This window comes from Pseudonocardia sp. (assembly GCF_035305885.1).
Lineage (GTDB): Bacteria > Actinomycetota > Actinomycetes > Mycobacteriales > Pseudonocardiaceae > Pseudonocardia.
Genome location: NZ_DATGOP010000001.1, coordinates 1 through 11651, shown reverse-complemented (window position 1 = coordinate 11651; position 11651 = coordinate 1). Strand labels below are relative to the sequence as shown.

Below are 11651 nucleotides of genomic sequence, written 5' to 3'. Positions count from 1 at the left end.
GCTCATGACCCAGCGCACGAGCAGCGAGGCCACGACGATGCCGACCGGGCCGAGGAGGACGAACAGCAGCCCGTCCAGGGCGGCGTTGAGCACGGCGGTGGCGACGGAGATGCCGAGCAGCCACCGCTGCCGCCGCGCCACCACGAGCAGCCGCGTGCCGACCACGTTGAACACGTGCGCGGGCAGCGACAGCATCACGATCGCGCCCCAGAGGAACCCCTGCGCCCACGACGCGGGCAGCAGGCCCGAGGCCGGCCCGGCGAGGCACACCAGCGCCCCGCCCGCGGTGAGCACGACCGTGACCAGACCGAGCACCGCTCCGTCGCGCCGCAGCAGCGACGCCGCCTCGCCGGCCACCATCGTCGGCAGCCGCGCCCACGCGCCGACCCGCCGCACCAGGAACGCCATGTTGACGAACTGCGCGCCCGCGTACATCAGGCGGTCGGCGATCTCGTAGCTGGAGATCGCGCCCGCGCCCGAGCTCGACAGGAACAGCCGGTCGACCGCGGGGCCGAGCTGGGTGACCCCCGACGAGGAGGCCTGCGCGACCAGCCCGAACGGGGTCAGCGCCCCGTCGGCGGCGCCCGCCTGCTCCGCGCGCAGCCGCCGCGCGGTCACCGCGAGGATCGCCGCGCGGGCCGCCTCGCCGGCGGGCAGCATCGCCGCGACCGCGACGAGCGGGGCGTCCCACCAGACCGCGAGCAGCACGGCGGGCATGAGCGTGCGCATCGCCTGCACCATGATCGGCACGGTCGGGGCGCCCCGAGCGATGCACTCCCCCGACAGCATGCTCGCCACGGCCGCGAACACCGGCGCGGGCGCGACGGCGCACACGAGCACGACGAAGTCGCCGGCGGCGGGCGAGCCCGCCGCGTAGGCGATCCCCAGCGCGGGCACCACCAGCGCCGTCAAGCCCGTGGCGAACAGCAGGATCCGCCGCCGGTACTCGCGCAGGGCGCCGGGCGCCGGGTCCTGCTCCCGGCCGAGCACCCGCCCGTATTCGGCGATCGTGGTCAGCTCGACGGCCGAGCTGACGATCACCGCCACGGTGACGGCCACCGACACCGCGAGCAGCAGCAGGTCGGAGTCCTCCGGGGCGAGCACGAGCGCGGCGACGAAGGGCAGCGTGAACCCCGGCAGCGACCCGACGACCGCCGCCACCGCGGTGCTGAGGTCCTTGCGCAGCAGGCCTACGCCGGCACGGTGGCGGCCCACCTGTACTGCTCCTCGAGCCCTTCGCGCAGCGGGACGGTGGGCGCCCAGCCGACGGCGGCCTTGATCGCGGCGGTGCTGCCGCCCGTGCGCTCCACGTCGCCCGGCACGGGGTCGCCCCTGCGGACCAGCGGCGTGCGGCCGGAGATCTCCCCGAGCAGCTCGATGACCTCGTTCACCGTGGTCGAGGTGCCGCCCGCCACGTTGTACACCGAGCCGGCCGGGACGTCGGCCACGGCGACCCGCACGTTGGCCTCGACCACGTCGTCGACGTAGGTGAAGTCGCGGACCTGGTCGCCGGTGCCGAACACCGGGATCTCCGCGCCGTCGCGGACGGCCGTGCAGAAGCGGGTGAACGCCATGTCGGGGCGCTGCCGCGGCCCGTAGACGGTGAAGTAGCGCAGCGACACCGTGGGCAGCCCGTAGTTCTGCGCGTACAGCACGCAGAGGTGCTCCGCGGCGAGCTTGGTGACGCCGTACGGGGACAGCGGCTGCGGCCGGTCGGTCTCCTCAGTGGGGTAGCGCAGGGCGTTGCCGTACACCGACGAGGAGGACGCGTACACGAAGCGCTCGAGCCGCGGCGCCCGCAGCGCGGCCTCGAGCAGCCGCTGGGTGGCGTTGACGTTGCCGCGGGTGTAGCCGTCGAAGTCGGCGCCCCACGACTTGCGCACGCCGGGCTGGCCCGCCTGGTGGAAGACCACCTCGACGCCGGCCAGCAGCGTGGCGAGGTCCACCTCGTTGAGGTCGGCCTCCACCACGGTCAGCCGGGGGTGCTCGATGTGGCGCAGGTTGTCGCGCTTGAGCCGCGGGTCGTAGTAGTCGGTGAGCGCGTCGACGCCCACGACGTCGTGGCCGTCGGCGAGCAACCGGCGGGCGAGCGTGCTGCCGACGAAGCCGGCGACGCCCGTGACGAGGGCGCGCATCAGGCCGCCGCGAAGAAGACGTCCCGCACGACGCGGGGGGCGGACAGGTCGGCGACGGCCGCTGCGACCTTGGTGCGGTCGAGGCCCTGCGCGGCGCGGATCGCGGCCGCGAGCCCGGCGGGGTCGCGCCCGCGCACGAACCCGGAGACGCCCTCCTGGACCAGGCCGCCGGTGTCGCTGCCCTCGGTGACCACCGCGGGCAGCCCCGTGGCCATGGCCTCCACGAGCACGCGCGGGAAGCCTTCGTACCCGGGGTGGGAGGTCATCAGGAACACGCCCGACCGCTTGCGCGCCTCGGCGACGTCGGCCGCCCCGAGCCGGCCCCGCAGCGTGATGCGGCGCGCGACGTCCTCCGGCAGGGCCGCGACCTGTCGCTCCAGCTCATCGCGCAGCGAGCCGGACCCGATCACCTCCAGCGTCCACGGCTCGTCCGGCGACTCCTGAACCAGGTGCGCGAAGGCGCGGATCGCGAGCGCCGGGTCCTTCGGGGTCTCCAGCCGGCCCACCCAGACCACCGCGTGCGGGTTCGTCCCCTCCGTGGGCCGGGTGATCGCCGGGTCGTACCAGGTCGGCGCGGACACCGTGCGCGGGTTCCAGCCCCGCACCTTCTCCGCGTACGCCGGGTTGAACACGAGCACGCGGTCGGCGCGCCGGGCGATCGCCCGGTCCAGCCGCTCGTGCAGGCTGCCGGTGAACCGCCAGTACGAGTCGGACGTGGGCCCGAGCAGGCCGCGCTCCTGCGTGTGGATGCAGTAGGTGAGCGGCCCGCGGAACAACAGGCGGGTGAACAGGCCGACGTCGACGCGGTGGGCCTGCACGCTCTTCACCTTCGGGATGGACCGCCGGTGGCGCAGCAGGCCCAGCACGAGCCGCACCGAGTGCGGGATCGGCCCCTTCGGCTTGGTGGTGTCCACCCGCGCGACGGGCATGAACCAGACGTCGCGGTCGCCGCGGCGGTGCCGCTCCCACACGCCCAGCTTGCGGGCGGGGTCGCCCGACTCGTCGATGCCGACCACGCCGAGCGTGATCCCCTCGGGGGCGTACTCGAGCACGCCGCGGATGCACGTGTCGATCCCGCCGATGGTGACCTTGCGAGCCACGTCGAACTGCTGGACGACGAGGCGGTCGATCTCGCCGTCCTTCGGCGCCTCAGGCATCGGCGGCGCTCCCGGCGGGCGCGGCGACGAGGCGGGGCGGCCGCCCGAGGGCGGACCAGGAGAAGCCGGCCCGGCGCAGGACGTCCGGGTCGACGAGGTTGCGGGTGTCGAACACGAGCGGGTTCTTCACCACGGTGGCCAGCCGCCGCCAGTCCAGCCCGCGGAACTCGGGCCACTCGGTGAGGATCACGATCGCGTCGACGTCCTTGGCCGCGACGTACGGGTCGTCGACGACGGTGAGCAGGTCGCCGTCGAAGGACGAGTCGTCGGCGCGGATGGCCGGGTCGAACGCCACCAGCTCGGCGCCCGCCTGCCGCAGCTGGGCCGCCACGGAGATCGCGGGCGAGTCGCGCAGGTCGCTGGTGCCGGCCTTGAACGCCAGCCCGAGCAGGGCGATCCGGGCGCGGGAGAGCGACCCGTTGCGCTTGCCGGTGATGCCCGCCTGGATCTTCTCGACGATCCGCCTGCTCTGGCGCGTGTTCGTCTCGATCGCCGCGCGCAGCAGCCGGAACTCGAAGTCGACCGAGTCGGACAGCTGCAGCAGCGCCGCGGTGTCCTTCGGCAGGCACGACCCGCCCCAGCCCGGGCCGGGCGAGAGGTAGGACTGGCCGATCCGCTTGTCGTAGCCGAGGCCCTCGGTGACGTCGGCGACGTCGGCGCCCAGCCGCTCGCACAGCTCGGCGATCGCGTTGACGTAGGACAGCTTCGTGGCGAGGAAGCAGTTGGCCGCGTACTTGATCATCTCGGCGCTCGCCAGGTCGGTGAGCACGGTCGGGGCGCCCAGCCGGGCGTAGAGGGCCGCGACCCGCTCGGCGGCGTCCTGGGCGTTCGAGCCGACGATGATGCGGTCGGGGTGCAGGAAGTCGTGCACGCCCGAGCCCTCGCGCAGGAACTCCGGGTTGCTCACGACGGCGACGTCGGAGCGGCCGATCAGCTCGACCGTACGCTCGCCGGTGCCGACCGGGACGGTGGACTTGTTGACCACGATCGCCCCGGGCGGCAGCACCTCGCGGACCTCCTCGATCACCCCCTCGACGGCGGAGAGGTCGGCGATGCCGCCGATGCCCATCGGGGTGGGCACGCAGACGAACAGCACCTCGCAGGGCCTGCCTTCGGCGCGCAGCTCGTCCAGGGCGGCGGTGGCGCCGGTGACGAACGACAGGCGACCCGCCGCGAGCATCTCACCGACCATCTCGGCGAGCCCCGGCTCGCGGATGTCGATCTCCCCCGCCTGCAGCCGCTCCACCTTGGCGCGATCGACATCGGCGCAGATCACCCGATGGCCGAGCGACGCCAGGCACGCACCGGTGGTGAGCCCGACGTACCCGGTCCCCACCACGACGATGCGTCGTGCGAACTCCGACACCAGCGTCTCCTCCCCCGTCAACGCAGGTCATGCTGTTTTCCGCACCCGGGTTCGGGCGCTCTGGTCCGGCTAGTCCTCGGCGGGCGGGCCGTCGTAGCCCTCTTCCACCGTGTCGTCGTCGAAACCGACCTCGCGCCCGTAGTCGGGCCCGATCCGGTTGTCCCTGACGGTCACGCCCGTCGACCCCTGCCCGAGCGCGAACGCCTTGTTGCCGGAGCCGACCATCTCGTTGTTGCTGATCGTGACGTCCTGGATGTCCTGCAGCGAGACCGACTGCGCCTCGGCGTGCGAGTCGCAGTAGTTGCCGTCGAACAGCCAGTTCTCGCTCTCGCCCTCACCGGAGCCGTTGTCGACGTCCGGCCCCTCGGCCATGAGGCACTGGGCCCTGATGCCCTCGCACCGGTTGCCCTGGATCACCACGTCCGAGCTCCCCGGGCCCGACGTGGCGAAGGTCTGGATGCAGTCGACGTGCGAGTCGCCGATCTCCGAGGTGCCCTCGAGGTCGTGGACGCGGTTGTTGAGGATCTTGGTGCCGTCGCCGAAGAAGCGGATCGCATCGAGGTCCTCCCCCGTCCACCTGACCTGGGTGACCTCGTTGTTCTGCACGGTGATGTTCTCGCCCTGCACCCAGATCCCGGTGCTGTCGGCGCCGCGGGAGACGAAGCCCTCGACGACGACGTTGTCGGCACGCACCTGGATGCCGGGCACCACCGTGCCGTCGCCCCGGTAGGTCACCGGGGCCTCCGGGGTGCCCCCGTCCTCGATCTCCAGCGGCTCGTCGAGCTCGCCGGAGAAGCACACGACGTCGCCGGGCGCGGGCTCCTGGTCGGGGGACAGGCACGGCCGCTGCGACGGCTCGCCGCCGGTGGGCGCGCCCGTGCAGGCGACCAGCGCCCCCGCGGCCACCAGCAACGCGACCAGCAATCGTCGGATTGGAACCACTCCCGCTTCTCCCCCTGCCGAGAGCAACCGGACTCACGCGTCCTCGGCCCAATGTACGGACGGCAGAGGGGCGGCCGCTTCGAGAAGCTGAACCCCTCCTGAGAGTCATCCGGCCCGGAACACAGCCACCATCTTCTCGAGGCATTGCTCCAAACCGGCGCGCGACACGTCACGCGCCTCGGTGGTGAGGTAGCCGAACTCGCGCACGGTCACCTCGGTGCGCCCGCCCCCGAGCGGCCGCAGCGCCACCTCGTGCCGCACCGAGCGCGGCACGCCCGGCGGGATCGATTCGGCCGGGAGCTGGGCGCGGGCGGCGTCGGTGAACCCCAGGTCGAACACCAGGCGTTTCGGCCGGACGACCTCCCGGTAGGTCCACGTGTTGTAGAGGTCCTGCCCGCCGTACTCGGCGGGGGCGCGCATGCACACGAGCGACGTGCCGCCCTCCCGGACGTCCATCTCGGCGAGCGGCGCGATGAACCCGGTCGGCCCCCACCACGATTTCACCCGATCGGGATCGGTCCACGCGGTCCACGCGTCCTCGATCGGGGCGTCGAGCACCCGGGTGACGGCGAGGTCGAACGTCGCGGGCCCGCGGCTCGAGATCTGCTGGACCGCCCACTGGTTGCCGTCCGGGTCCGTGACGTGCACGAACCCGACGTTGTCGAGGGCGTCGTCGTCGTGCGCGGGCCGGTAGGTGATGCCGTCCCGGGTGACCACGACCCCGCCGGTCTCCACGCCCCGCTCCGACAGCTGGGCGTGCGCGGCGCGGATGTCCGGGACGACCAGCACCAGGCCGCGCAGCGAACCGGGGGCCATGTCGTCGTAGCCGGCCGCCAGCTGGATCGAGCAGCCCGACCCCGGTGGCGTCAGCTGGACGAACCGGTGCCCCTCGTCGGGCCGCACGTCGAAGTCGACGGCGAACCCGACCCGCTCGACGTAGAACTCCTTCGCGCGATCGACGTCCGCCACGGGGATCCGCACCACCTCGAGCGTCCACTGCACGGGACACACCTCCTCCGTTCGGTGTCCCGGGCAGCGTGCCGGGGTGGGGCCGCCAGGGGATCCGTGGTGGCCACGCATCCGTCACGGGGACGCCACGTGGCCGGGAGCGCCGGCGTGGCCGGCTGCTCGACCGCGCCCCGATCCGCCCGAACCCCGCAGCGGCCTCCGCGAACGCGTCCCGGTCGCCACGCAACCGGGCGGCCGCACGCGCCAGGCACGGGCCGCCCACGGATGTCCCGCTGTGGCCCGGTCAGCGCCGCCCGCCCGACGGCCGAGGCCGGCCCACCTCGACCGCCGGCCCGACGTGCGCAGCCAGCGAGCCGGCCGAGCCGCAGCCACGGCGGCCGGCACCGACCCGGTCACGACGGCACCACCTGCTGCGCCGACGCGAACGTCACCACCTGCTTCAACCGGGCCCCGACCCGCCCGCGCCCCGCTGCAGCCTCCACGACCCCGCCCGGTCCCCGTGCCACCGGGCGGCCGTACGGCGCCGGCTCGCCTCGCGACAGCCGGCCGGGCGTCGACAGCCGGGGTGCAGGCGGACCCGCGGCCACGGCGACCAGCCGCCACGACGGCACCACCCGCTCCGCAACCGCCGGCGTTCCCGCCTGCTCCAACCGGGCTCGGCCCGCGCGACACGCACGGCGGCCCCCCGCACACACCCCCGCCCCGGCAGAACCGAGCGGTGCCGCGAGCAACACGGACAACGGCCTCACAAAAGCCACGCCGTCCCGGCCACACCCACCTGTCCCGCGGGCGACACCCGCCGGACAACCTCGGACCGCGGACTCGCCCGGGCAGTCGGCGCCCCGGCAGACCCGCGGCCACCCGTCACGACGATACGACCCGCTCCGCAAACGCCAGCGTTCCCGCCTGCTCCAACCGAGCCCCGATCCGCCCGAACCCCACGGCGACCTCCGCCCACACACCCCGCCCCGCAGAACCGAGCGGTGCCGCGACCGACACAGACAACGGCCTCACGACAGCCACGCCGCCCCGGCCGCCACCACCTGCCCGGCGCGCGGCACCCGCCGGTCAACCTCGGTCCCTCGGACCGCCGAACTCGCCCGGGCAGCCGGCGCCCCGGCAGCCCCGCGGCCACCCGTCACGACGACACCCCTCGCTCCGCAAGCGCCAGCGTGGCCGCCTGCTCCAACCGAGCCCCGATCCGCCCGAACCCCGCGGCGGCCTCCGCGAACGCGTCCCGGTCGCCACGCAACCGGGCAGCGGCACGCGCCAGGCACGCGGCCGCCCACGGATGCCCTGCGGTGGCGGACCTCGCGGCCTCGACCCGTTCGGCGGCGTCCGGCCACCCGGCGACGACGGCCAGCTCGGCGTGCGCGGCCGCCGCGTAGGCGTGGTAGCGGCCCTCCGCCGGTTCGGGCAGGTCCACGTGATGGCCGCGGTGCACGGCGGTCCGGGCCGCGACGAAGACCCCGAGCGGTGCGTGCTGCAGGTGGAAGACGTTCGCACCGCCCACCTCGGCCGCGCGGGCGTTCCAGCGCTCCAGCTCGTCGGCCGCCCGGTCGTCCTCGTCGGACAGGCCCCACGCGAGCGCGGCGAACTGGGCGGCGACCGGCAACCACACCGCGGGCGGGCGTCCCGCGCGCTCCCAGCCGTCCCACATCCCCGGCGCCTCGCGCCGCGCCCACCCGAGCTCGCCCGCGAGCACGAGCGCGGGCAGCACCGTGCTCACCGTGAGGTGCGGCGCGTCGCCGTGGACGTCCGCGTCGAGGATCCGCCGGGCCACGTCGGCGGCGGCCGCGATCTCCCCCGCGGCCACCGCGTCGGCGCACGCGACGGCGAGCACGTCCTCGACCTCGGCCGCGCTCTCGGGCGCGGAGCGGTCGAACGATCCGACGAGCGCCAACCGTTCGGTGGAGAGCCGGTGGGCCTCGTCCCGGCGCCCGTCGACGACCGCGGCACCGCGCAGCGCGCCCAGGGCCGCGGAGACCAGCAGCGGGTCGCCGGTGCGGCGTGCCGCGGTGAGGGCCTGCTCGGCGAGGGCGCGGTCGGGCGAGAGCTTCTCCGGCCGGGCGTTCCAGGCCCGCGCGATCGCGAGTCGGGCGACGGTGGCGGGGCCCGCGTCCGCGCCGGCCCGTTCCGCCTCGGCGAGCAGCGCGCACAGCCGCTCGTGGGGCACCTCGGTGGCGAACGTGGCCGGGCAGCGGCAGGCCAGGTCCACCGCGAGCGCGAGCGGCGTCGCCCTGCCCTCGCCGTCGTCCGCGGCCCGCCCCGCCTCCACCAGCAGGTCGAACGCGTCCCCGGTGTCGTGGCCGCGCTCGGCGCACCCGGCGGCGGAGCGCAGGTCGCGCGCCCGGTCGGCGGGGGATCCGGCGTGCGCGGCCGCCTGCTCGTAGCGCCGGCGCGCCTCGCGAAGGAAACCGCGCCCGTGGGTGATGCGCCCGAGCGAACGCGCGAGCCGGTGGGCCGCCGGGTCGGGGCCCGGTGGGAAGGACGCGAGCGCGGCGCGCAGGTCGTCGAGCACGGCGTCGACCTCGGCGGGGTCGGGTTCGTGCTCGGCGAGCGCGGCGGCGCGGCCGACCGCCCAGTCCCGGTACCGGCGCCGCACCTGCTCGGCCTCGCCGGACTCCCGCAGCCGGTCGGCGGCCACGGCGCGGATCGTGGCGAGCAGCCGCCACCGGTCCCGGTCGCGGCGCACCAGGCTCTTGTCGACGAGCCGGCCGAGCACGTCGGCGGCGGCGGGCAGCGCGATCCCGCCCACGGCCGCCGCGGCGGGCAGGTCGAACGCGCCCGCGAAGACCGCCAGCCTGCGGAACAGCTCGCGCTCCTCGGCGTCCAGCAGGTCGTGGCTCCAGCCGATCACCGCGCGCAGGGAGCGATGCCGCACCTCGCGCCCGCGCCCGCCTGCGAGCAGGCGCAGGTAGTCGCCGAGCCCGGTGAGCAGGCCGGGTGCGCCGAGGGCCGCGCTGCGGGCGGCGGCGAGCTCGATGGCGAGCGGGAGCCCGTCGAGGCGGGCGCACAGGTCGGCGACGGCGGCGGGGTCGACCGGCCCGGTCGTCCGTTCGGCGAAGAGCCGCTCGGCGTCGGAGCCCAGCGGGAGCGGGCCGACGGCGACCACCCGCTCCCCGGGCACCGCGAGCCGCTCCCGGCTGGTGGCGAGCACCGTGACGGTGGGGCACGCCGCGAGCAGCCGCTCGACGAAGCCGGCCGCGGCGTCGACGACGTGCTCGCAGTTGTCCAGGACGAGCAGGCAGCGGCCGCGGGCGAGCCGCCCCGCGATCGCGGCCTCGAGCGGTTGCTGGGGTCCCTCCGCGACCCCGAGCGCGGCGGCGACCGCCTGCGGCACCGAGTCGTCGCGGGCGGGCACCAGGTCGACGAACGCGCCGCCGAACGGGAACGCCGCCGCTTCGACGACCACCACCGCCAGCCGCGTCTTGCCCACGCCACCCGGCCCGGTGAGCGTGACGAGCCGGTGCTCGGCGAGCGCGGCGAGCACCTCGTCCCGCTCCGCGGCGCGCCCGACGAACGACGTCCGCGCGACGGGCAGGCCCACCACCCCGCCCGGCGGGGGCGCCTCCCCCGCGTCCGGGCCGACGAGCGCCGCCAGCTCCCTGCGGTCGGCCACGCCGTACTTGCGCAGCAGCGACGAGACGTGGCCCTCGACGGTGCGCACCGACAGGTGCAGGCGACGCGCGATCTGGGCGTTGGACAGCTGCGCGCCCACGGCCGCGAGCACCTCGGCCTCCCGGCCGGTGACCTCGACGGGGTGGGGCACCGGCCCATCATGGCCGAACTCGCGGTGGCGGTGGCCCCCACCAGCGCTCGTGACCGGCGGTCACCGCGGGTTACCTCGTTCGGGAGCGGGACCGCGCGCGGTCCATCATGGCCTCCACGATCCCGACGACGAAGGTGCACCCATGACGGTCCCGTCCCTGCCGAAGTCGGCCGAGTTGAATGCTCGTCTGCACGCCGTGGTGCCCGGTGGCGCCCACACCTACGCCAAGGGCGACGACCAATACCCCCAAGACCTCGCCCCCATCATCAGCCACGGCCGCGGCGCGCACGTCTGGGACGTCGACGGCAACCAGTACATCGAATACGGCTCCGGCCTACGCGCCGTCTCCCTCGGCCACGCCCACCCCCGCATCCTCGACGCCGTCCGCCGCGAACTCGACAAAGGCAGCAACTTCGTCCGCCCCGCCGCCATCGAAGCCACCGCCGCCGAACGCTTCCTCACCACCATCCCCACCGCCGAGATGGTCAAATTCACCAAGAACGGCAGCGACGCCACCACCGCCGCCATCCGACTCGCCCGCGCCCACACCGGCCGCACCACCATCGCCCTCTGCGCCGACCACCCCTTCTTCTCCACCGACGACTGGTTCATCGCCACCACCGCGATGAACGCCGGCATCCCCACCCAAGACACCGTCACCTTCCCCTACGCCAACCTCCACGCCCTCGAAACCGTCCTCACCCAACACCAGGTCGCCGCGGTGATCATGGAACCCGCCACCCACACCGAACCACCCGACGGCTACCTCCAGGGCGTCCGCGAGCTAGCCACCCGCCACGGCGCCGTCCTCATCTTCGACGAAATGATCACCGGCTTCCGCTGGTCCGAACACGGCGCCCAACACGTCTACGGCGTCACCCCCGACCTGTCCACCTTCGGCAAAGCCCTCGGCAACGGCTTCGCCATCTCCGCCCTCGCCGGCAAACGCGACCTCATGCAACGCGGCGGCCTACACACCACCCACGAACGCGTCTTCCTGCTCTCCACCACCCACGGCGCCGAAACCCACTCCCTCGCCGCCGCCATCGCCGTCATCGACACCTACACCCAAGAAGGCATCACCCAACAACTCCACGAACTCGGCAACCGCCTCGCCACCGGAGTCCGCCAAGCCGCCGAAGACGCCGGCGTCGCCGACCACGTGCAGGTCCGCGGCCGCGCCTCCAACCTCGTCTTCGCCACCCTCGACCCCGACGGCAAACCCTCCCAGCCCTACCGCACCCTCTTCCTCCGCCAACTCCTCACCGGCGGCATCATCGGCCCCTCCTTCGTCGTCTCCGCCGCCCTCA

The 11651-nt window shown here is 74.6% G+C and carries 8 protein-coding genes; 1 reads left to right on the top strand and 7 read right to left on the bottom strand.

Annotated elements, in window-relative coordinates:
• The 7 genes from VKZ81_RS00040 to VKZ81_RS00010 form a co-directional block, all read right to left on the bottom strand.
• Nucleotides 1-1215: polysaccharide biosynthesis protein (locus VKZ81_RS00040; RefSeq protein WP_324239251.1), on the bottom strand; the 1215-nt coding region annotated here is incomplete at its 3' end.
• Nucleotides 1191-2135, bottom strand: coding sequence for an NAD-dependent epimerase/dehydratase family protein (locus tag VKZ81_RS00035; protein ID WP_324239250.1), 945 nt, complete (start codon nt 2133-2135; stop codon nt 1191-1193). The genes VKZ81_RS00040 and VKZ81_RS00035, both read right to left, overlap by 25 nt.
• Nucleotides 2135-3292 carry a glycosyltransferase gene (locus tag VKZ81_RS00030; RefSeq protein ID WP_324239249.1) on the bottom strand — a complete coding sequence of 386 codons (1158 nt, stop codon included), beginning with the start codon at nt 3290-3292 and terminating at the stop codon, nt 2135-2137. Before VKZ81_RS00030 ends, VKZ81_RS00035 begins: the two co-directional genes overlap by 1 nt.
• Nucleotides 3285-4658 carry a UDP-glucose dehydrogenase family protein gene (locus tag VKZ81_RS00025; protein WP_414709309.1) on the bottom strand — a complete coding sequence of 458 codons (1374 nt, stop codon included), beginning with the start codon at nt 4656-4658 and terminating at the stop codon, nt 3285-3287. Before VKZ81_RS00025 ends, VKZ81_RS00030 begins: the two co-directional genes overlap by 8 nt.
• A gap of 69 nt (nt 4659-4727) precedes the next feature.
• Entirely contained in the window at nt 4728-5582 is an 855-nt protein-coding gene (locus VKZ81_RS00020) for a right-handed parallel beta-helix repeat-containing protein (RefSeq protein ID WP_324239248.1), read from the bottom strand.
• A gap of 123 nt (nt 5583-5705) precedes the next feature.
• Nucleotides 5706-6602 (bottom strand): SRPBCC domain-containing protein, encoded by an 897-nt coding sequence (locus VKZ81_RS00015; RefSeq protein WP_324239247.1) that lies wholly within the window; start codon nt 6600-6602, stop codon nt 5706-5708.
• Between the two features lie 1105 nt (nt 6603-7707).
• On the bottom strand, nt 7708-10341 hold the full coding sequence (locus VKZ81_RS00010) for an ATP-binding protein (RefSeq protein WP_324239246.1): 2634 nt from the start codon (nt 10339-10341) through the stop codon (nt 7708-7710).
• Between the two features lie 142 nt (nt 10342-10483).
• On the opposite strand from VKZ81_RS00010, the gene VKZ81_RS00005 reads away from it, so the two are divergent.
• Nucleotides 10484-11651 (top strand): glutamate-1-semialdehyde 2,1-aminomutase (locus VKZ81_RS00005; protein ID WP_324239245.1); only part of this gene is annotated, 1168 nt, incomplete at its 3' end.

Bases quoted from the DNA above. Each gene is read 5' to 3' on its own strand.
- VKZ81_RS00035 (WP_324239250.1), bottom strand. From the start codon at position 2,135: ATGCGCGCCCTCGTCACGGGCGTCGCCGGCTTCGTCGGCAGCACGCTC.
- VKZ81_RS00030 (WP_324239249.1), bottom strand. From the start codon at position 3,292: ATGCCTGAGGCGCCGAAGGACGGCGAGATCGACCGCCTCGTCGTCCAG.